17 protein-coding genes are annotated in these 20,177 nt (G+C 73.4%); 9 read left to right on the top strand and 8 right to left on the bottom strand.

Annotation, left to right across the window (positions count from 1 at the left end; all coding sequences use genetic code 11):
• The first annotated feature begins 116 nt into the window (after window positions 1-116).
• Entirely contained in the window at window positions 117-818 is a 702-nt protein-coding gene (locus tag IH00_RS0125350) for a DedA family protein (RefSeq protein ID WP_031077405.1), read from the top strand.
• 220 nt (window positions 819-1,038) lie between these two features.
• Here IH00_RS0125350 and IH00_RS0125345 read toward each other — a convergent pair whose 3' ends face one another.
• Window positions 1,039-5,463 carry a cation-translocating P-type ATPase gene (locus IH00_RS0125345; protein ID WP_031077403.1) on the bottom strand — a complete coding sequence of 1,475 codons (4,425 nt, stop codon included), beginning with the start codon at window positions 5,461-5,463 and terminating at the stop codon, window positions 1,039-1,041.
• Between the two features lie 407 nt (window positions 5,464-5,870).
• Here IH00_RS0125345 and IH00_RS0125340 point away from each other — a divergent pair, with 407 nt between their 5' ends.
• Window positions 5,871-6,110 carry a hypothetical protein gene (locus IH00_RS0125340; RefSeq protein WP_052411623.1) on the top strand — a complete coding sequence of 80 codons (240 nt, stop codon included), beginning with the start codon at window positions 5,871-5,873 and terminating at the stop codon, window positions 6,108-6,110.
• Between the two features lie 137 nt (window positions 6,111-6,247).
• Here IH00_RS0125340 and IH00_RS0125330 read toward each other — a convergent pair whose 3' ends face one another.
• Together IH00_RS0125330 and IH00_RS0125325 are read right to left on the bottom strand one after the other, a co-directional pair.
• Window positions 6,248-7,900 carry a threonine/serine exporter family protein gene (locus IH00_RS0125330; RefSeq protein ID WP_031077400.1) on the bottom strand — a complete coding sequence of 551 codons (1,653 nt, stop codon included), beginning with the start codon at window positions 7,898-7,900 and terminating at the stop codon, window positions 6,248-6,250.
• A gap of 136 nt (window positions 7,901-8,036) precedes the next feature.
• The gene (locus tag IH00_RS0125325; protein ID WP_031077398.1) at window positions 8,037-8,531 is read right to left on the bottom strand and encodes an inorganic diphosphatase; all 495 of its coding nucleotides are present in this window, start codon (window positions 8,529-8,531) and stop codon (window positions 8,037-8,039) included.
• A gap of 110 nt (window positions 8,532-8,641) precedes the next feature.
• On the opposite strand from IH00_RS0125325, the gene dacB reads away from it, so the two are divergent.
• From dacB to IH00_RS0125290, 7 genes are all read left to right on the top strand, one after another.
• The gene (gene dacB / locus IH00_RS0125320; protein ID WP_031077396.1) at window positions 8,642-10,072 is read left to right on the top strand and encodes a D-alanyl-D-alanine carboxypeptidase/D-alanyl-D-alanine endopeptidase; all 1,431 of its coding nucleotides are present in this window, start codon (window positions 8,642-8,644) and stop codon (window positions 10,070-10,072) included.
• 66 nt (window positions 10,073-10,138) lie between these two features.
• Window positions 10,139-11,269 (top strand): zinc-dependent metalloprotease, encoded by a 1,131-nt coding sequence (locus IH00_RS0125315; protein WP_031077395.1) that lies wholly within the window; start codon window positions 10,139-10,141, stop codon window positions 11,267-11,269.
• 204 nt (window positions 11,270-11,473) lie between these two features.
• Window positions 11,474-12,544, top strand: a complete 1,071-nt coding sequence (gene tilS, locus IH00_RS0125310; RefSeq protein ID WP_031077394.1) for a tRNA lysidine(34) synthetase TilS — start codon at window positions 11,474-11,476, stop codon at window positions 12,542-12,544.
• A gap of 41 nt (window positions 12,545-12,585) precedes the next feature.
• On the top strand, window positions 12,586-13,125 hold the full coding sequence (gene hpt, locus IH00_RS0125305) for a hypoxanthine phosphoribosyltransferase (protein ID WP_031077393.1): 540 nt from the start codon (window positions 12,586-12,588) through the stop codon (window positions 13,123-13,125).
• 167 nt (window positions 13,126-13,292) lie between these two features.
• A complete protein-coding gene (gene ftsH, locus IH00_RS0125300; protein WP_031077391.1) occupies window positions 13,293-15,326 on the top strand; it encodes an ATP-dependent zinc metalloprotease FtsH in 2,034 nt (677 codons plus the stop codon).
• A 131-nt stretch (window positions 15,327-15,457) separates the two neighbouring features.
• Window positions 15,458-16,063 (top strand): GTP cyclohydrolase I FolE, encoded by a 606-nt coding sequence (gene folE, locus IH00_RS0125295; RefSeq protein ID WP_031077390.1) that lies wholly within the window; start codon window positions 15,458-15,460, stop codon window positions 16,061-16,063.
• Between the two features lie 78 nt (window positions 16,064-16,141).
• Window positions 16,142-17,152 (top strand): aldo/keto reductase, encoded by a 1,011-nt coding sequence (locus IH00_RS0125290; RefSeq protein ID WP_031077388.1) that lies wholly within the window; start codon window positions 16,142-16,144, stop codon window positions 17,150-17,152.
• A 58-nt stretch (window positions 17,153-17,210) separates the two neighbouring features.
• Here IH00_RS0125290 and IH00_RS0125285 read toward each other — a convergent pair whose 3' ends face one another.
• From IH00_RS0125285 to folP, 5 genes are all read right to left on the bottom strand, one after another.
• On the bottom strand, window positions 17,211-17,687 hold the full coding sequence (locus IH00_RS0125285; RefSeq protein ID WP_031077386.1) for a DUF3180 domain-containing protein: 477 nt from the start codon (window positions 17,685-17,687) through the stop codon (window positions 17,211-17,213).
• A gap of 49 nt (window positions 17,688-17,736) precedes the next feature.
• The gene (folK, locus tag IH00_RS0125280) at window positions 17,737-18,336 is read right to left on the bottom strand and encodes a 2-amino-4-hydroxy-6-hydroxymethyldihydropteridine diphosphokinase (RefSeq protein WP_031077384.1); all 600 of its coding nucleotides are present in this window, start codon (window positions 18,334-18,336) and stop codon (window positions 17,737-17,739) included.
• Entirely contained in the window at window positions 18,333-18,692 is a 360-nt protein-coding gene (folB, locus tag IH00_RS0125275; protein WP_031077382.1) for a dihydroneopterin aldolase, read from the bottom strand. Before folB ends, folK begins: the two co-directional genes overlap by 4 nt.
• 135 nt (window positions 18,693-18,827) lie before the next feature.
• On the bottom strand, window positions 18,828-19,292 hold the full coding sequence (locus IH00_RS0125270; protein ID WP_031077380.1) for a nuclear transport factor 2 family protein: 465 nt from the start codon (window positions 19,290-19,292) through the stop codon (window positions 18,828-18,830).
• Window positions 19,289-20,149 carry a dihydropteroate synthase gene (gene folP / locus IH00_RS0125265; protein WP_078887948.1) on the bottom strand — a complete coding sequence of 287 codons (861 nt, stop codon included), beginning with the start codon at window positions 20,147-20,149 and terminating at the stop codon, window positions 19,289-19,291. The genes IH00_RS0125270 and folP overlap by 4 nt, the downstream gene beginning before the upstream one ends.
• Window positions 20,150-20,177 lie beyond the last annotated feature (28 nt).

Here is a 20,177-nt window from a genome sequence, read left to right as displayed (position 1 = left end):
AACGGCGGCTACGGGCCTCCCGGGCCGCCGTAGGGGGCGGTGGAACCGGGACGGCGCACAAAGCGTTGATAGCTTTGGGCAGCCGTCCCGCCCACCGACCCAGGAGCCCCGGAACCGTGAATACGCTTGCGCTCGGACCGAGCTGGCTGGACCCGGACTATCTGATCCAGACCTTCGGTCTGATCGGCGTCCTGGTCATCGTCTTCGCCGAGTCCGGCCTCCTCATCGGGTTCTTCCTGCCCGGTGACTCCTTGCTGTTCACCACCGGCCTGCTGGTGACCACCGGCAAGCTGGACACCCCGCTGTGGCTGGTGTGCACGCTCGTCGTGCTCGCCGCGATCATCGGCGACCAGGTCGGCTACCTCTTCGGCCGGAAGGTCGGCCCCGCGCTCTTCAAGCGCCCGGACTCCCGGCTGTTCAAGCAGGAGAACGTCGAGAAGGCGCACGAGTTCTTCGAGAAGCACGGCCCCAAGTCGCTGATCCTGGCCCGCTTCGTCCCGATCGTGCGGACGTTCACGCCGATCATCGCCGGTGTGAGCCGGATGAACTACCGCTCGTTCATCACGTTCAACATCATCGGTGGTGTTCTGTGGGGCGCCGGGGTGACGCTCCTCGGAGCGTCGCTCGGCAAGATCGACTTCGTGCACCAGCACATCGAGAAGATCCTGGTGCTGATCGTGCTGATCTCGGTCGTCCCGATCGTCATCGAGTACCTGCGGGCCCGTTCCCAGGGCAAGAAGCAGCAGCAGGAGCAGCCGGAGACGGACGAGTCGGACGGCCGCCCGCCGGCCCAGCGCGGGCGCCACGCCAAGCGCTGAGGCGGCGCCCACCCCGCCCGGAGGCTCGTCCCTTGCGCGGCGGGCGTCGGCTGGTCCCGCGGCTGAGGCTCGTCCCTTCCGCCGCGGGCGCCGGCTGCTCCAGTGGCCGAGGCTCTTGCCACCGGGGGGGCGCGCACCCACAGCGCGGCGGACCCCCACGCCTCGCGGCAGGAGCCCGCCCTTCCTGCGGCAGGCGCTCACCGCTCCCCTGCGGATCCCCTCACCGCTCCCGTACCAGCGGGGACAGCATCATCCCCAGGACCGTCGCCGTGGCGATGGCGCCCAGGGCGATGCCCCAGCCCACCGGGCCCAGTGGCGTGCAGCCGAAGAACTGGCTCACTCCGGGCGTCTGGATGACCGCGGCCAGGACAGCCGCCGAGCCCAGGCTCGCCGCCAGCACGTTCCGGTCCAGGCCGCCGGTCGCCAGGGTCTGGGCCAGCTGCGTCCCGACCACCGCGGCGAGGGCGACCGTGCCGGCCCGCCTGCCGCGTCCGGTCAGCCGCGCACCGGTCCACGCCAGCCCCGCGCCGGTCGCGGTGATGGCGCCGCGCAGCAGCATCTCGTTCGTCAGGGCGCTGCCGAGCGAGCGGCTCGGGCCCTCCGCCATCAGCCGTTCGGCGGTCTGGCCCGCCGGCTGGCGCACCGCGATGGCGAGCGACGGCGCCAGGTCCGTCAGCAGGTTGACCAGCATGATCTGCCGGGCGTTGAGCGGCGTGGAGCCGGTCAGGGTGGAGATCAGCACGCTGAAGGTGACCTCGCCGAGGTTGCCCCCGATGAGGATGCCGAGCGCGGCCCGTACCGACGCCCACATGGCGCGGCCCTCCATCAGCGCCGAGACGATGGTCTCCAGCCGGTCGTCGCCGACGACCAGGTCCGCCGCGGCCGTCGCGGCGGGCGTGCCGCGCCGCCCCAGGGCGATGCCGATGTCGGCGAGCCGGATGGCGGGCGCGTCGTTCGCGCCGTCACCGGTCATGGCCACGACCCGGCCCGTCCGCTGGTACGCCTGGACGATGCGGACCTTGTGGTGCGGGCTGCACCGGGCGATCACGTCCACGTCCGGCAGCAGCTCGTCCAGGGCGTCGTCGTCGAGCTCGTCCAGTTCCGCGCCCGTGCAGACCTTCGGGTCGGTGACCTCGCTGATGGTGGAGGCGATGGCGTCCGCGGTGGCCGGGTGGTCCCCGGTCAGCATCACGGTGTGCACCCCGGCCTCCCGCAGGCGCGCCGTCGCGGGCGCCGCCCCGGCCCGTACCGGGTCGGCCAGCGTGAGGAACCCGAGGAACACCAGGTCCCGCACGCTGTCGTCGGTGAGCTCCTCGTCCGCGTCCATCCGGCGCTCCGCGACCGCCAGGACCCGCCGCCCCGCGCCCGCGAGCTGCTCCGCCTCGGCGTTCAGACGTGCCAGGCCCGCCGCGTCCAGGGGCGTGTCGCCGTCCGGTCCGCCGCGGTGCCGGGCGCAGCGGTCCAGCACGTTCTCGGGCGCGCCCTTCACGCTGAGCAGCACCCCGTGCGCCGCCTGGCCGGACGTCGCGTGATAGGCCCGCGACGGCTCGAACGGCAGCGTGTCCCGGCGCCGCCAGCGCGCCGCACCGTGCCGGACGGTCACCTTGGCGCTCCGCGCGCCGGCCGTCACGGCCCGGTCGGTCTGGTGGGCCATGGGCTCCGCCTGCCGGGCGGGCGGGGTGGCCCGTAGCGCCGCCGCCAGGACGTCCTTGCCCGGCCCGTCCAGCCAGCCGGGCGGCAGGACACCGTCCCCGTCGCCGACCCCCACCAGCTGGAGCCTGCCCTCCGTCAGCGTGCCGGTCTTGTCGAAGCACAGCACGTCCGCGCGGCCGAGCGCCTCGATGGTGCGCGGATTGCGCACCAGCGCGCCGACGTCCGCGAGCCTCCGGGCGGCGGCCAGCTGGGCGGCGTTCACCAGGAACGGCAGCCCTTCCGGTACGGAGGCGACGGCCAGGTTCACCGCCGAGGCGAGGTTGTCGGCGAGCGGCCGCCCGTGCACCAGGCCCGACGCGGCCACGGCGCTGGCCGAGCCGATCGCGACGGGCAGGCTGGTGCGGGTGAGCGAGGCGAGCCGTGCCTCCACGCCGGTCTCGGGGGCCGCCTGGCGGGCGGTGGCGAGGCTGCGCCCCACCTCGGTGCTCGAACCGGTGGCGACCACGACCGCCACCCCACGTCCGGAGGACACCGTCGTGCCCTCGTACACCATGGAGCGGCGTTCGGTGAGGTGGGTGGCGACGACCGGCGCCGGGTCCTTGTGGACGGCGAGGGACTCGCCCGTCAGGGACGACTCGTCCACCTCCAGGCCCTCCGCCTCCAGCAGCCGGCAGTCCGCCGGTACGACGTCCTCCGGCCGCAGCAGGATCACGTCGCCCTCGACCAGGTCGCCGGCCGTCACCAGCCGGTCGCGCCCCCCGCGGCGTACCCGCGCGCCGATGGCGGAGCGGCGGAACAGCTCGGCGAGGGCCCGTTCGGTGCGTACCCGCTGGAAGCCGCCGATCAGGGCGGAGGTGCCGGTGATGGCCGCCACCAGCAGGGCATCGGTGCGCGAGCCGACCGCGGTGGCGAGGGCGGCGCCACCGGCGAGGACGGGCGTCAGGGGGTTGGCCAGCTCCTCGACGAAGGCGGACGGCAGGGTGAGGCGGGCCGGTTCGTTGCCGCCGCCCGTGCGGGCGGCGCCGCGGCCGGCCGCCTCCTCGGGGGTGAGGCCGTCGGCGGTGGTGCGCAGCCGCTCCAGCACCCGCTCGGTGGGCATCAGGTGCCACGGCACGCTGGTCACGGGCGGGGCGAGGGGCCGCGCGAGCAGCTGCCTGGTGCGCCAGGCGCCCATGCAGAACGCGACGGTCGCCGCGGTGGTCCCGGCGGCCATGCCGTGGGCGGTCGCCTGCGCGGGCGTGGCCTGGAGCGCGGCGACCGCGCCGACGCCGCTGCCGCCCGCGGCGAGCACGGCGCTGTCCCGGTCCACGCGCGCGGCCACGCCGACGGCGTCCACGACGATGCCCGCCGATTCGAGGTCGGAGCCGACGATCAGGTGCGCGCCCCAGGCGGGCGGCTCGCCGTCCCGGTGCACCCCGACACCGCAGTCCGCCGCGCCGAGCGCCCGCCGGTTGCCGGAGACCAGCAGCACCACCGCGCCGTCGGCCTGCAGGCCGCGGACGGAGGCGACCAGGCGCCGGCCCGCCGGCACCACCGCGTCGGCGAACGTGAACGCCGGCGACTCCCGGTCGGTCGCCAGCACCACCCGGGCGCCCGCGCGCCGGGCCGCCGCCGCGACCGCCTCGGCGCCCGGCGCCGTCTGCGTCCCGAGGCCGGCGACCGCCTGGAGCCGGCGCCCCTTGGCCAGGCCGAGGGTCCGCTCGGCGCCCCGGCGCCGCAGCCGGGAGTCGGCCTGCCGCCCCGTACGTCCGGAGAGCTCCAGTTCGTCCAGCGGGCCGAGGGACCAGCCGTGGTCGTCGCGGGAGGTCCGCAGGGGCGCGTCCGCGTCGAAGAGCGCGAAGAGCCGCCCGGCGGTCGTCTCCGGGTCGGCGCCGGCGAGCAGCTCCAGGTCCACCGGTTCGTAGCGGTCGCTGCGCAGGGCGTCCTCCTCCAGGACGACGGTGTCCACCTGGCCGAGCCGCCGCAGGGCGCCCCGGTCCATGGTCACGACGCCGCGCAGGGCCAGGGCCCGGCCCAGGCTGGTGGCGAAGCCCTCGCGGCCGGCCTCCGGTGCCTTCGGTACGGAGGCGAGGGCGACGGCCAGGCCCCGGCGCAGGCCCGCGAAGGGCGCGGTGAGCGCTCCGGCCGCCAGGCCCGCGGCCATGGCGCGCTCGGCGTAGCGGTCGACCGAGTCCTCGGGCGTCGGCCCGGCACGGTCCACGACGAGCGGTTCGGCTCCGGCGTCCGCGGGCCCGTGGACGAGGTCGGGCTCGGCGTCGGCCCACGCCGTGCGCTCCGCCGTGGCCTCCCGCCACTGGGCGACCCGCTCGAGCACGTCGAGGGCGAGCCCGCCGCCGCGGGTGGCGACGCCCTGGGTGAGGGCGTTGATCACCGGCAGGAGCGACTCGGCCTGCTCGGCGCTGCTGAGGTCGGCGACCAGGTGGCGCAGCCGCGGATGGTGCTGGAGGGCGCCGACGAGGGCCGCCGCCTCGGGCGGCAGCCGGAACCAGGGCGCGAGCTGCCGTACGGCCGTGATGCCGAGGCCGACCGTGTCGGCCGCCAGCGCGGGCACCGACTGGCCGGTCCGGGGGCCCTCGCTCGGGTGGTGCGGCTCGGGGCACCACTCGTCGAACTCGTCCGGACGGCCGCCCAGGTCCTCCTCCGCGCGCTTGACCAGGGCGACGAGCTCCCGCTCGGCGGGCGGCGGCGCGGCGACGGCCACGACCACGCGCTCGGACGGCGCGTTCACGCGGGCCCACAGCACGCCGGGGTGGCCTTCCAGGGCTTGTTCCACGCGTGTGGCGAGCCGCTCACCGCCGGCGCCGTGCACCCCGTGGACCTCGATGTAGCAGCGGCCGGGCCGCCACCACACGCCGCGCTGCGGCATGCCCAGGAGCCGGCCGGCCACATCGGCGGCGCCCCGGACGCCGGCGGCGACGCCGTACGTGACGCCGGACGCCGCCGGCCCGAGCAGTGAGGGCGCCCACAGGCGCACACCTGGCAACGGTGACATGGGCGGGTGCCTCCGTCCGTCTCAGCGACGCGAACGAGGCCCGAGTAGCCGCTCGGGGCCGCTTCAACCGCTCCGCAATGGCTACTCTGAAATGTAGACAAATTGCCCATACGTACACCACATGTGCGGATGTGAGAGCTGTGGCCACATCGTCAACACCTCGTAAGCGCACAGCGTCGAAGGCCGCCCCCCGGAAGGCGGCTGCGAAGCCGGACACGGCGTCCTCGGGTACGGCGTCCTCGGGTACGGCGTCTTCGAGCAGGGCCGCATCGGGCACAGGCACCGCGAAGCGGGACACCACCGCGGCGGCCGCCGAATCGGCGACGGAATCGGCCCCTGCCCAGGGCCCCGGCCCCGTCCCGCGGAGCGGAGGCGGCGGCCGCACCATCACCTTCACCCTCCCCTCCATGGACCGGGTGGCGAGCGGCGCGGCCGAGGCGGCGATGCTGCCGGTGACGGTGGCGCGCCAGGTCATCCCCGGCAACCGCGGCCTGCCGGTCTACCTCGGCCTGGGGGTCCTGGGCGCCGCGGACGTCATCGAATGGCCCCTCGCCATCGGTCTCGGCCTCGGGTACGCGGCCCTGCGCCGCGGCGGCCTCCTCCCGCGGGCATCCACCTCGCCGGCCCGCCCGGCACCCGCGGCCTGACGCCCCGCCGGCACCCGGGCCCACCGGACCTGCTCCGGCCCGGCACCCGCGGCCCCGGCGCCCGCCCGGCCCGCCCGGCGCCTCCACGGCGAAGGGCGGCCCCGTGGCCCCGTGCGGTCCCGTGCGGCGACGTGGCCTCAGAAGCCGCGGGTGCGCTTGGCCGCGCGCCGGGCGGCCGCCGAACCGGGCGCCCGGATGAACAGACGGGCCATCTCGCCGCCCAGGTTGACGCCGATCGCGATCGCCAGCGCCAGCGCCGCCGCCCTGGCCAGCGAGGCGAACCCGGCGTCCAGGTTGTTCTGGGCGATGTTCAGCACACCGAGGTACGTCGCGGAACCCGGCAGCAGCGGCCCGATCGCCGCCGTCACGTACGGCATCGACGAGGTGTGCTCGTACCGGGCCATCAACTGCCCGAACAGGCCCACCAGACCGGCCGCGACCGCGGTCGCCAGCACCGTGGGTCCGTTCGCGGTCACCGCGATCGACGCGTAGACCACCCACGCCACCCCGCCGTTCAGCGCCACGAACAGCACCGTGGAACGTTCCTGCTGGAGCAGCACCGCGAACGTCACCGACAGCAGCACCGCCGCCAGGATCTGGAGCCCGGGCCGCTCCACGGCCTGCAGCGCGCCCTCCGGGTTCAGCTTCGCCTGGAAGAACTGCACGCCCACGTACAGCACGGTCAGCACGCCCACCACGATGGCGACGAAGAAGTACGCCACCTCCAGCAGTCGCGCCGACGCGGTGATGTAGAAGCCGGTGAGGCCGTCCTGGACCGCCGCCACGAGCGCCCGCCCCGGGATCAGCGCGAACAGACCACCGGTGATCACCGCGTTCGGCTGGAGCCCGGCGTGCAGCAGGCTCACCACCACACCCAGCGCCGCCGGCGGCACGGCCGCCACCGCGAACTGGTAGAACTCCGGCAGTCCGCGCCCCGCGCAGAACCACGCCAGCCGGTCGCCGAGCATCGCGCCGGCCGCCGCGACCGCGAACACGGCCATGTCGCCGCCCAGCAGCATCGAGGCCGCGCCGGCCAGCAGACCCGCGGCCAGCGTGAGGACCCACCCCGGGTAGGGGTGCCGGTTGCGCCGGATCTCCGCGAGGCGCCGGTACGCCTCCTCCAGCGTGATCTCGTAGTCCTCGGTGTTGATGTCGGCCACCAGGCTGTAGACCGCCGACAGCCGGGTGTAGTCCGTGCCGCGCCGCCGCACGGTCCGGTTCGCCGTCACCGGGTCGTCCACCAGGGACGGCTGGTACGTGATCGACAGCAGCGTGAACGTCACGGTGGGCTCGCAGCGGTCGAGCCCGTACGAGCGGCAGATCGCGAACATCGCCGCCTCGACGTCCTCCGCGCCCTCGCCGCCCGCGAGCAGCAGCTCCCCGATGCGCAGCGTCAGGTCGAGCACGCGCGGCACGGCCGGGCGCACCTCGTCCTGCCGCTGCACCGGCTCGGGCACCGGGCGCTCGCTCACCGGCATGCGCAGCATGGTGCGCATCCGGTCCTGCCAGGGCGCGTCCTTCGACAGCCGCACCGCGGGGAAGCCTTGCGCGGGTGTGAACGCGGGCGGGGACTGCTTCGCCCCGTACGTGGAGGGCGGGGCGAACGCCGATCCCTCCGGCTCGGCCGGCCCCTCGGGGGCCAGGCCCTCCGGAAGGGCGAATTCCGAGGTCGGCTGGTCCTCCTCGGGCCCGGCGGGCTGGTCCACCCCCGGTGGCGGCGTGAAGGCGCTGTGCGCCTCGTCCGACTGAGGCTTCCGGTCCTCCGGAACGCCCGCTTCCTCCGCCGCCACAGTCCTGTCCCTCACTCCCATCCGGCCCGCCTGCCCAGTATGAGCGCGACCAAGGGCGGCGACGCACGGCGGCCGGGAACGCACGACGGGCGGCGCACCCGCGAAGGTGCGCCGCCCGCCGGACGACGAAGGGGCGTCAGTGAGCGCCGCCCTGCGCCTCCAGGCGCTTGATGGAGGCCTCGATCTCGGCCTCGGCCTCGGCGCGGCCGACCCAGTTGGCACCCTCGACGGACTTGCCGGGCTCCAGGTCCTTGTAGACCTCGAAGAAGTGCTGGATCTCCAGGCGGTCGAACTCGGAGACGTGGTGGATGTCGCGCAGGTGCTCCATGCGCGGGTCGGAGGCCGGCACGCACAGCAGCTTGTCGTCGCCGCCCGCCTCGTCCGTCATCCGGAACATGCCGATGGCGCGGCACTTCACCAGCACGCCCGGGAAGGTCGGCTCGTCCAGGATGACCAGCGCGTCCAGCGGGTCGCCGTCCTCGCCCAGGGTGCCCTCGACGAAGCCGTAATCGGCCGGGTAGACGGTCGACGTGAAGAGGTGGCGGTCCAGCCGGATACGGCCGGTCTCGTGGTCCACCTCGTACTTGTTCCGCGATCCCTTCGGGATCTCGATGGTGACGTCGAACTCCACGGGTGGCTCCTCCAAGATCAACACAAACCGGGGGTGCCGTGTGCACGGCACAGCTCAGTGGTTAAGTGTCCCTCACGCAACTGTGTGCTCGCGAAAGGGGCTGGTCGGCCGTGCCGGAGCCGAAGGTGTTGCAGCTCGCCGCCGGTTCCGCGGTGCTCGGCCTGGTCCTGTCGGCCGGTGTGGTGACCGCGACCGGGCCCTGGGACTCGGGTCAGCGTACGGCGGAGCGCGCCCGCGCCGCCGCCCAGGCCCCCACAGGTGGCGCACATCACGGTTCCGGGGCCCCCGGCGGCCCCGACCGCCCCGAGGCACCCGCCCCCGCGCCCAGTGCCCCCGGGGTGCTCACGGCCCTCGGCAAGGCCGCCGCCCGCCCGCAGAACCCCGCCCTCGCCACCGTCCTGGAGCCGCTGCTCGCCTCGCCGGACCTGGGCCCGCTGCGGACCGGCGCCGTCGTCGACGTCGCCACCGGCGAACAGCTGTACGGCAACGGCGCGGCCGCCCCGATGGTGCCCGCCTCGACCGTCAAGATCGCCACCGCGGCCGCCGCGCTCTCCGCCCTCGGCCCGGACCACCGCATCCCCACCACCGTCGTCGCCTCGCCGGACTTCCGCCGCGTCACGCTGGTCGGCGGCGGCGACCCCACGCTCGACGGGCCGCGGCTGCGCGCCCTCGCCCGCGACACCGCCCGCGCCCTGCGCGACCGCGGTGTCAGCACCGTCCAGCTGGCCTACGACACCTCGCTCTACTCCGGCCCGGAGCGCCACCCCATCGGCGTCAACGACAACATCGCCCCGGTCACGGCCCTGATGACCGACGAGGGCAGGATCGGCGGTGCCGGGGCCGCGGGCCCGCGGGGCGAGCCGGCGAACGGCCCCGCCGCCCGCTCCGCCGACCCGGCCGGCGACACCGCCCGCGCCTTCGGCGACCTGCTCGCCGAGCACGCCGTCACCACCGGCCGGCCGCCCGTCCGCGCCAAGGCGCCCGGCCAGGGGAAGCGACTGGCCCGGACCCGTTCGGCGCCCCTGTCCTCGCTGGTCGAGCGCACCCTGACCCACAGCGACAACGACATCGCCGAGGCGCTCGCCCGCCAGACCGCCCTCGCCACGGGCAAGCCCGCCAGCTTCGACGGCGCCGCCCGTGCCGTGCGCGCCGAACTGGGGAAGCTCGGCGTCCCGCTGGCGGGGGCGCGGTTCGCCGACGGCAGCGGCCTGGACCGCCGCGACCGGCTCTCCGCCGCCTCCCTGGCCGCCCTGCTCGTCCGTGCCGCCGACCCCGCCCGCCCCGAGCTGCGCCCGGTCCTCACCGGCCTGCCCGTCGGCGGCTTCAGCGGCACCCTGCGGGAGCGCTACGCGGCCGGGTCCCCGGGCGCCGGGGTGATCCGCGCCAAGACCGGCACCCTGACCGGCGTGAACACCCTCGCCGGGACGGCGGTGACCGCGAACGGCCGACTGCTGGCGTTCGCGTTTCTCGCCGGTGAGACCCCGTCCCCGTACACCGCCCAGCCCGCCCTCGACCGCCTCGCCGCCGCCCTCACCCGCTGAGCGGCCCGGCGACGAGCGGCGTCCCATCCCTCACCCATCCGCGCGCCGAGCACGTACGGTTGACGCATGACGAGCATCGGTGGTGCGGAGATGGTCGACTGGAGCCTCGCGGTGGCGACCGCGACCCGGCTGGTACGCCCCGGGCCCGAGGTGAGCCGCGACGAGGCCCGCGCGGTCGTGGCCGAGCTGCGGCGGCACGCGAAGGCGTCCGAGGAGCACGTCCGGGCGTACACCCGGATGATCCCCGAGGGCCACGAGCCGGAGGACACCCCGATCCTGGTCGTGGACCGCCCCGGCTGGATCAGGGCGAACGTCGCGGGCTTCCGCGAGCTGCTCAAGCCGCTGCTGGAGAAGATGCAGGAGCGCCGCGCCGCCTCGCCCGGCGGGGCCGTGCTGGGCGCGGTCGGCGGCAAGGTGACCGGCGTCGAGCTGGGCATGCTGCTGTCGTTCCTGGCCTCCCGGGTCCTCGGGCAGTACGAGACGTTCGCCCCGGCCACGCGGGAGCTGCCCGCCGGCGAGCACGGCGGCGGACGCCTGCTGCTCGTCGCGCCGAACATCGTCCACGTGGAGCGCGAGCTGGACGTGGCGCCCCACGACTTCCGGCTGTGGGTGTGCCTGCACGAGGAGACGCACCGTACCCAGTTCACCGGGGTGCCCTGGCTGCGCGACCACCTCCAGGGCGAGATCCAGTCATTCCTGAGCGCGACCGACGTCGACCCCATGACGGTCCTGGAGCGGCTGCGCGAAGCCGCCCAGACGCTGGCCGGCGCCCGCCCGGAGGGCGAGGAGGACGAGGACGGCGGCCGCTCGCTGGTGGAGCTGGTCCAGACGCCGGAGCAGCGCGAGATCCTCGGCCGCCTCACCGCCGTGATGTCGCTCCTGGAAGGGCACGCGGACTACGTGATGGACGGCGTGGGACCGCAGGTCGTGCCGTCGGTGGCGGAGATCCGCGAGAAGTTCCAGCAGCGCCGGGCCCGCGGCGCGTCCCGCCTGGACCTGGCGCTGCGCAAGCTGCTCGGCCTGGACGCCAAGCTGCGCCAGTACCGGGACGGCGAGAAGTTCGTCCGCGCGGTCGTCGACGAGGTCGGCATGGACGGCTTCAACCGCGTGTGGACCTCCCCCAACACGCTGCCCACCAAGGCGGAGATCGCCAAACCGGCGGATTGGGTCGCGCGGGTGCACCGCAAGGCGGAGTGAGCGGCCCGTTCCGGCCCGACGGCGTGAACGGCGCCCCTCCAATCACCCATCCGAGGGACCGTGGGCCGTGGGTGGGCGTGCGATGCTCGGGTATCGGCCGGGTTCTGTCACGATCGATGCACCCTGAGTGACCAAACCCTCCGGTCCGGCCGTTAAGACTCCGACCGAGGCACCCCCTTACTTCACACACGAAGGGCACCGGACATGGGTCCCCATCCTGCGGTCGCGGCGATACGCCTGGCGGTCCGCCGCGTCCTCCACGACGTCCTCACCCAGTACGCCGTCCCCGAGATCAGCACCACGGCACACGGCTCCCCGGGAGTCACCACCGACCCCGGGCCCGGCGCCGGCGCACCGCCGGAGCCGCCGCTCGTGCTGGTCGCCTGCTCCGGCGGCGCCGACTCCATGGCGCTCGCGTCGGCCCTCGCCTTCGAGGCCCGCAAGCTCCCCGTCCGGGCCGGCGGCATCACCGTCGACCACGGCCTCCAGCCCGGCTCCGACCTGCGCGCCACCGAGGTCGCCGCCCGCCTCGCCGTGATGGGGCTGGACCCGGTCGAGGCCGTCACCGTGACCGTCGGCCGCGACGGCGGACCCGAGGCCGCCGCCCGCGACGCCCGGTACGCCGCGCTGGACGAGGCCGCCGACCGGCTGGGCGCCGCCGCCGTGCTGCTCGGCCACACGCGCGACGACCAGGCCGAGACCGTGCTGCTCGGACTCGCCCGGGGCTCCGGCATCCGCTCGCTGTCCGGCATGGCCGCCGTCTCCGGCGCCGAAGGCCGCTACCGCCGCCCGTTCCTCCAGCTCGACCGGCAGACGGCCCGCAAGGCCTGCATGGTCCAGTCCCTGCCCGTCTGGGACGACCCGATGAACGCCGACCCGGCCTACACGCGCTCCCGCCTGCGCCACGAGGGCCTGCCCGCCCTGGAGAAGTCCCTGGGCAAGGGCGTCGTCGAGGCCCTCGCCCGGACGGCCCAGCTGTGCCGGGACGACGCCGACGCGCTGGACGCGTGGGCGGCCGACGTCGAGGCGTCCGTACGGGACGAGACCGGCCACCTGGTGTGCGCCAGGCTCTACGCGCTGCCGCCCGCCGTGCGCCGTCGCGTGCTGCGCCGCGCGGCCATCGCCGAGGGGGCCCCCGCCGGCTCGCTGTTCGCCCGCCACATCGAGGAACTGGACCGGCTGATCACCAGCTGGCGCGGTCAGGGAGCCATCAATCTGCCCGGCCGCGTCGAGGCACGCCGCCAGGGTGGCAGACTGGTCATTCGGCAAGGCTGACGCAGGCTGCAACGAAAGTGACCCGGGTGAACGAGAAAGACATGGGCGCCGACCTCCAGTCGGTGCTCATCACCAAGGAAGAGATCGACGCGAAGCTGGCCGAGCTGGCCGCGAAGATCGACGCGGAGTACGCGGGCAAGGACCTGCTCATCGTCGGTGTCCTCAAGGGCGCCGTGATGGTGATGGCGGACCTGGCGCGCGCGCTGTCCACCCCCGTCACGATGGACTGGATGGCCGTCTCCTCGTACGGAGCGGGCACCCAGTCCTCCGGCGTCGTCCGGATCCTCAAGGACCTGGACACCGACATCAAGGGCAAGCACGTCCTGATCGTCGAGGACATCATCGACTCCGGTCTGACGCTGTCGTGGCTGCTGTCGAACCTCGGCTCGCGGGAGCCGGCCTCCCTGGAGGTCTGCACCCTGCTGCGCAAGCCGGAGGCGGCGAAGGTCGCGATCGACGTCAAGTGGATCGGCTTCGACATCCCCAACGAGTTCGTCGTCGGGTACGGCCTGGATTACGCGGAGAAGTACCGCAATCTCCCCTTCGTCGGGACGCTGGCGCCGCACGTGTACGGCGGCTGATCAGCCGATGCCCCGGCCCGCACGGGAACCCCGGCCTCCTTCCCGCCGTTGAAGCATGGGAAGGCGGTCGCGGGTGACAATGCTGGGGTACCGTCCGAAGAACAGTCTTTTCTCATAGCAGCATTTACCTACGGGCAGGAGGGACGGGGCGTCATCGCTCCGTATGGATGGACGTGAAGCGATACTTCCGTGGGCCGGTCATGTGGATCGTGCTGGCCGTCCTCGCCGTGGTCGTGTTGATGCAGGTCGTCGGCTCGTCGGGCGGCTACAAGACGGTGGACACCGGCAAGGTGATCCAGGCGATCGACAAGAACCAGGTCGAGCAGGCCAAGCTCACCACCGGCGACGAACAGATGATCAAGATCGACCTGAAGGGCAGCTTCAAGGTCGACGGTGCCGACAAGGTCCAGGCGAGCTACATCGGAACGCAGGGCTCCGACCTGGCTGCCACGCTGCAGAAGAAGTACGAAGCGGGCGACATCGAGAAGAGCTACACCGTCTCGCCGTCGAAGCAGTCCCCGTTCGTCTCGGTTCTGCTCTCGCTGCTGCCGTTCGTGCTGATCGTCGTGGTCTTCCTGTTCCTGATGAATCAGATGCAGGGCGGCGGCTCCCGAGTGATGAACTTCGGGAAGTCCAAGGCCAAGCTGATCACCAAGGACACCCCGAAGACGACGTTCGCCGACGTGGCCGGGTCCGACGAGGCCGTCGAGGAGCTCCAGGAGATCAAGGAGTTCCTGCAGGAGCCGGCGAAGTTCCAGGCCGTCGGCGCCAAGATCCCCAAGGGTGTGCTGCTGTACGGCCCGCCCGGTACGGGCAAGACGCTGCTCGCGCGCGCCGTCGCGGGCGAGGCGGGCGTGCCCTTCTACTCCATCTCCGGCTCCGACTTCGTCGAGATGTTCGTGGGTGTCGGCGCCTCCCGCGTCCGTGACCTGTTCGAGCAGGCCAAGGCGAACGCTCCGGCGATCGTCTTCGTCGACGAGATCGACGCCGTCGGCCGGCACCGCGGCGCGGGCCTCGGCGGCGGCCACGACGAGCGCGAGCAGACCCTGAACCAGCTGCTCGTCGAGATGGACGGCTTCGACGTGAAGGGCGGCGTCATCCTGATCGCCGCCACCAACCGGCCGGACATCCTCGACCCGGCGCTGCTGCGCCCGGGCCGCTTCGACCGGCAGATCGCCGTCGACCGCCCCGACATGCAGGGCCGTCTGGAGATCCTCAAGGTCCACCAGAAGGGCAAGCCGGTCGCCCCGGACGTCGACCTGTCCGCGGTGGCGCGCCGTACGCCCGGCTTCACGGGTGCCGATCTGTCGAACGTCCTGAACGAGGCGGCGCTGCTGACCGCCCGCTCGGACAAGAAGCTGATCGACAACCACATGCTGGACGAGGCGATCGACCGTGTGGTCGCGGGCCCGCAGAAGCGGACCCGGATCATGTCGGACAAGGAGAAGAAGATCACCGCGTACCACGAGGGCGGTCACGCCCTGGTCGCGGCGGCCTGCCCCAACTCCGACCCGGTGCACAAGATCACCATCCTGTCGCGGGGCCGGGCCCTGGGCTACACCATGGTCCTGCCGGACGAGGACAAGTACTCGACCACGCGCAACGAGATGCTCGACCAGCTGGCGTACATGCTGGGCGGCCGCGCGGCCGAGGAGCTCGTCTTCCACGACCCGACCACGGGCGCGGCGAACGACATCGAGAAGGCGACCGCGACCGCGCGGGCCATGGTCACGCAGTACGGCATGACCGAGCGGCTCGGCGCGATCAAGTTCGGCGGCGACAACAGCGAGCCCTTCCTGGGCCGCGAGATGGCGCACCAGCGCGACTACTCGGAAGAGGTCGCCGCGCTCGTCGACGAAGAGGTCAAGAAGCTCATCGAGACCGCGCACAACGAGGCCTGGGAGATCCTCGTCGAGAACCGTGACGTCCTCGACAACCTGGTCCTGCGGCTGCTGGAGAAGGAGACGCTCGGCAAGGAGGAGATCGCCGAGATCTTCGCCCCGATCGTCAAGCGCCCGGCCCGCCCGGCGTGGACCGGCTCCTCGCGGCGCACGCCGTCGACGCGGCCTCCGGTGCTCTCGCCGAAGGAGCTGGCGCTGACGAACGGCGCTGCCGGTACGGTCGGGGCGAACGGCTCCGGACCTGCCTCCGACGCCTCTCCGGCGGCGGAGCCGGTGACGGAGGAGCGCCCCGAGGCGTGAGGGACCGCCGTCGGCCTGCGGCCGTCGGCCCCGGAATGAAAGCCGCGCCCCCCAGGTTCTAGCCTGTGGGGGCGCGGCTTTGCGTGTGCTGTGTACGCGCGTACTGAAGGCAAAACGGAACGAGGCACAGAATGACCGACCCGGTGACGCTGGACGGCGAGGGCAGGATCGGCGACTTCGACGAGAAGCGCGCCGAGAACGCCGTACGCGAACTCCTCATCGCGGTCGGGGAGGACCCGGACCGGGAGGGCCTGCGGGAGACTCCGGCCCGGGTGGCGCGGGCCTACCGGGAGATATTCGCCGGTCTGTGGCAGGAGCCCGAGGACGTCCTGACGACGACGTTCGACCTGGGGCACGACGAGATGGTCCTGGTGAAGGACATCGAGGTCACCTCCTGCTGCGAACACCACCTCGTGCCGTTCCGCGGTGTTGCCCACGTCGGGTACATCCCGTCCACCACCGGCAAGATCACCGGTCTGTCGAAGCTGGCGCGGCTCGTGGACGTCTACGCCCGCCGGCCCCAGGTGCAGGAGCGGCTGACCACCCAGATCGCCGACTCGCTGATGAAGATCCTGGAGCCGCGGGGCGTGATCGTGGTCATCGAGTGCGAGCACATGTGCATGTCGATGCGCGGCATCCGCAAGCCGGGCGCCAAGACGATCACCTCGGCCGTGCGTGGTCAGCTGCGCGATGTGGCGACGCGCGCGGAGGCGATGAGCCTCATCATGGCGGACTGACCAACTCCGCTTCTCTGCTTGTCTTTTATGCCGGACAGGCGGTGGACGCGGGCGGGCCATGCCGTGAAGACTCACAGCATGACGATCACGAACAAGCAGGCGAAGTCCTTACCCGCACGCAGCCTCGGCGGCCTGGAGGTGTCCGCGCTCGGCTTCGGCGCGATGGTGCTGTCGCCGGGCGTGTACGGGGAGATCGACGACGAGCGCGGTGAGCGGGCGCTGCTCGCCGCGGTCGAGGCGGGCGCCACCCTGATCGACACGGCGGACGGGTACGGCGCCGACGGCCACAACGAGCGGCTCATCGGCAAGGCGCTGCGCGGGCGGCGGGACGAGGTGGCGATCGCCACCAAGTTCGGCTTCCGGCTGCCCGAGGGCGTGGAGCCGCACCCCTTCCCGGTCGGCTTCGCCTTCGGTGAGCTCGCCGTCAACGCCGACCCCAAGCATGTGCGCGGGTACGCGGAGGCGAGCCTGCGGGAGCTGGGGACGGACCGGATCGACCTCTACTACCCGCACTTCCCCGACCCGCAGGTGCCCCTGGAGGACACCGTGGGTGCGGTGGCCGACCTCATCCAGGACGGGCTGGTCCGGTACCTGGGCCTGTCGAACGTCACCGCCGACCAGCTGCGGGCCGCGCACGCCGTGCACCCCGTGGCGGCCGTGCAGACCGAGTGGTCCATGTGGCGCCCGGCCGACCCGGAGCTGCTCGCCGCCGCCCGGGAGCTGGGCGTCGGGCTGGTGGCGTGGTCGCCGCTGGGGGCGGGCTTCCTCACCGGCACGGTGAGCGAGGTGAAGGAGGGCGACTTCCGGCAGCAGATGCCGCGGTTCGCCGCGGAGAACCGGCAGGCCAACAACGACCGCTTCGCGCCGGTGCGGGGCATCGCCGCCGAGCTGGAGCTGACCCCGGCGCAACTGGCGCTGGCGTGGCTGCTGGCGCAGGACCCGCACGTGGTGCCGATCCCGGGCAGCCGTACCCCCGCGCACATCGAGGAGAACCTCGCCGCCGCGCGGGTGGAGCTGTCGCAGGAGGTGCTGGACCGGCTGTCGGCGATCCTCGCCACGACGGAGGTGGCGGGCGGCACGCTGCTGTAGGCGGCACACGCCCCGGGGCCGCTGTCCGCCGGATGGCGGCCCCGTCCCGTCCGGGGTGTCAGCCCCGGGAAGGGACCTCGTCGTCGTCCTCGGGGAGCTTGCAGACCCGCTCGAGGAAGACCGCCGCCGCGATCACCGCGATGCCCGCCGCCATCGAGAAGCCGGCGTAGATCGCCTGGTCCCGGCGGGGCGGGATGTCGAGCGAGCCGAGCAGGAAGACGCCCACCCCGCCGTACATACCGCTCACCAGCGCGGCGACCAGGGCGCTGGCCTGGCCGAAGACGACCGCGCGGGCGGCCATCAGGGGCTCCACGCCCTTCGCGCCGGGACGGCGCTCGCGCTGGGCGCGCAGCCGGGCCCGCAGCGACAGGGCCGTCGCCATGAGGACCACCGCGATCACGGCGAGGACGATCGGCGCGGCCAGGGGCACGCTCGGCACGGTGCCGAACGCCTCCCACAGCCGGGCGCCTCCCCAGGAGAGGATGCCCGCGACGACGAAAAGACCCGCCAGTACCTTGAGCCTCAGTTGCTTCACCGGGGGTCCTTCGCGCTCGTCGCCGTACGATCTTCGTCGAGGTTAACGACTACTCGGGCAGCCGCAGTTCCAGGTCCTCGCGGGCGAGGACGCCGGACCGGCCCACGCCCGTCAGCAGATCGGCGACCGCACCGACGCCCGGGACCTGGGCCTCCGGGTCGACGTCGTGCCACGGCGCCAGGACGAAGGCCCGCTCGTGGGCGCGCGGGTGCGGCAGGGTGAGGACGGGGTCGTCGGAGACCAGGTCCGCGTACGCCACGATGTCGACGTCCAGGGTGCGGGCGCCCCAGCGCTCGTCGCGGACCCTGTGGAACGCCTCCTCCACGGCGTGCGCCCGCTCCAGCAGCGAGGCGGGCGGCAGGGTGGTCTTCACCACGACCACCGCGTTGAAGTACGAGGGCTGCGAGCCGGGGTCGACGCCCCACGGCTCCGTCTCGTACACCGGGGACACCGCCTTGACCCGGACGCCCGGCGTGTCCTCCAGGGCGTCGATGGCGCCCTGGAGGGTCTCCAGGCGGTTGCCGAGGTTGGCCCCGAGGGCGATCACGGCCCGCTTCGGGTTGGAGAGCGTGATGTCCGCGGCGTCGACCTGCTCCACCACGGAGGCGGGCACCGGCTGTACCGTCGGGTCGCTCTGCGTGCTGTTCATGCGCGCCTCCGTGTGATGGTGATGGTGACGTCGTCGAAGGGCACGGTGATCGGGGCGTCCGGCTTGTGGACGGTCACCTCCACCTCCTGGACCCCGTCGTGCTTGAGGCACTGGTGGGCGATGCGCTCGGCGAGCGTCTCGATCAGGTCGACCGGCTCCCCCTGCACCACGTCCACGACCTCCTCCGCCACGATGCCGTAGTGCACCGTCTTCGCCAGGTCGTCGTCGGCCGCCGCCGGGCGCGTGTCGAGGCCGAGCACCAGGTCCACGATGAAGGTCTGGCCCTCCTCGCGCTCCCGGGGGAAGACGCCATGGTGCCCACGGGCCTTGAGGCCGCGCAGCGCGACACGGTCCACGCGAATCACTCCTGCTGTCGTTGGTCTGGCGGGCACACGGCCGGGTGCGGTCGACGCGCGTTGCCACCACTCGAATCTACCTGCGAGCGCTGACAACGCCCGACCATGGGGCCGGTTCACCGCTCGCCTACCCACTCAGGAGGGGTTCTCGTCGTCCTCGTCGTCACCCGATTCGGCCAGAACGGGTGAACCGTGGTGCGACCAGACCCGCCATCCGTCCGGTGTGCGGCGGAACACGTTCGTCGCGACGACCAGCTGGCCGACGAGCGGTCCCAGCTCGGCGCCGTCCTCGGCCGGGCCGCCGCTGAGGATGTTCTCCGTGCAGGTCACCAGGGCCGTGTCACCGGCGACGGACACCTTCACATCGGTCAGGAAGAACTGGATGTACTCGGTGTTCGCCATGATCAGCGCGTACGAGCGGAGCACCTCGCCCCGGCCCGTCAGCACCGGCCAGCCGGGGTGCACGCAGGAGATCCCGCCGTGCGGTTCGGCCAGCCACAGCTCGGAGATCGCCTCGAAGTCGCCGCGTTCCATCGCCTCGTAGAAGGCGGTGTTGGCCAGCTCGACCGCTTCGGTGTCGCGGGTCCGCGCGTCGCTCACAGGGCACCCTCGACGGCGCGGGCCACGCGGACCGCGTCCGCCGTCGCCCGTACCTCGTGCACGCGCACGGCCCAGGCGCCCGCGTGCGCGGCGATGGCCGAGACGGCGGCGGTGGCCGCGTCCCGCTCCCGCGCGGGCGGTGGCGCCGAGCCCTCGGCGGCCAAGACGTGGCCGAGGAACCGCTTGCGCGAGGCGGCCACCAGCAGCGGGCGGCCGAGCGCCCGCAGGTCGGCGAGGTGGGCGATGAGCGCCAGGTCGTGCGGGGCCTGCTTGGCGAAGCCGAGGCCCGGGTCGACGATGATCCGCTCGGGGTCGACACCCCCGGCGACGACCGCTTCCACGCGCGCGTGGACCTCGGCGACGACCTCCGCCACGACGTCGTCGTACACGGCGAGGCTGTTCATGTTCTCGCTGAAGCCGCGCCAGTGCATGACGACGAACGGCACCTCGGCGGCGGCGACGGACGGCACCATCTCCGGGTCGGCCAGACCGCCGCTCACGTCGTTGACCAGCACCGCGCCGGCCTCCACGGCGCGGCGGGCGACCGAGGCGCGCATGGTGTCGACCGAGACGGTGACGCCCTCGGCCGCCAGGCCGCGCACGACGGGGACGACCCGCCGCAGCTCCTCGTCCTCGTCCACGCGGGTGGCGCCCGGCCGGGTCGACTCGCCGCCGACGTCGACCAGGTCGGCGCCCTGGGCGACGAGTTCCAGACCGTGCTTGACGGCGGCCGTGGTGTCGAACCAGCGACCACCGTCGGAGAAGGAGTCGGGGGTCACGTTGACGACTCCCATGACCGCACAGCGGTCCCACTCCGGCAGGCCCCGGGCCGTGCCACGCGCGCGCAACGTACTCATGCGTCCAGCCTAGGGGGTGCCGCTCCGG

The sequence above is a fragment of the Streptomyces sp. NRRL S-118 genome (assembly GCF_000716335.1).
GTDB lineage: Bacteria > Actinomycetota > Actinomycetes > Streptomycetales > Streptomycetaceae > Streptomyces.
This window is presented reverse-complemented; position numbering and strand designations above follow the sequence as displayed.

Excerpts from the sequence above, each read along its gene's own strand:
- IH00_RS0125345 (WP_031077403.1), bottom strand. The coding sequence starts at position 5,463 with ATGTCACCGTTGCCAGGTGTGCGCCTGTGGGCGCCCTCACTGCTCGGG.
- IH00_RS0125340 (WP_052411623.1), top strand. The coding sequence starts at position 5,871 with ATGGACCGGGTGGCGAGCGGCGCGGCCGAGGCGGCGATGCTGCCGGTG.
- IH00_RS0125315 (WP_031077395.1), top strand. The coding sequence starts at position 10,139 with ATGACGAGCATCGGTGGTGCGGAGATGGTCGACTGGAGCCTCGCGGTG.
- tilS (WP_031077394.1), top strand. The coding sequence starts at position 11,474 with ATGGGTCCCCATCCTGCGGTCGCGGCGATACGCCTGGCGGTCCGCCGC.
- hpt (WP_031077393.1), top strand. The coding sequence starts at position 12,586 with ATGGGCGCCGACCTCCAGTCGGTGCTCATCACCAAGGAAGAGATCGAC.
- ftsH (WP_031077391.1), top strand. The coding sequence starts at position 13,293 with ATGGACGTGAAGCGATACTTCCGTGGGCCGGTCATGTGGATCGTGCTG.
- folE (WP_031077390.1), top strand. The coding sequence starts at position 15,458 with ATGACCGACCCGGTGACGCTGGACGGCGAGGGCAGGATCGGCGACTTC.
- IH00_RS0125290 (WP_031077388.1), top strand. The coding sequence starts at position 16,142 with ATGACGATCACGAACAAGCAGGCGAAGTCCTTACCCGCACGCAGCCTC.
- folK (WP_031077384.1), bottom strand. The coding sequence starts at position 18,336 with ATGAACAGCACGCAGAGCGACCCGACGGTACAGCCGGTGCCCGCCTCC.
- folP (WP_078887948.1), bottom strand. The coding sequence starts at position 20,149 with ATGAGTACGTTGCGCGCGCGTGGCACGGCCCGGGGCCTGCCGGAGTGG.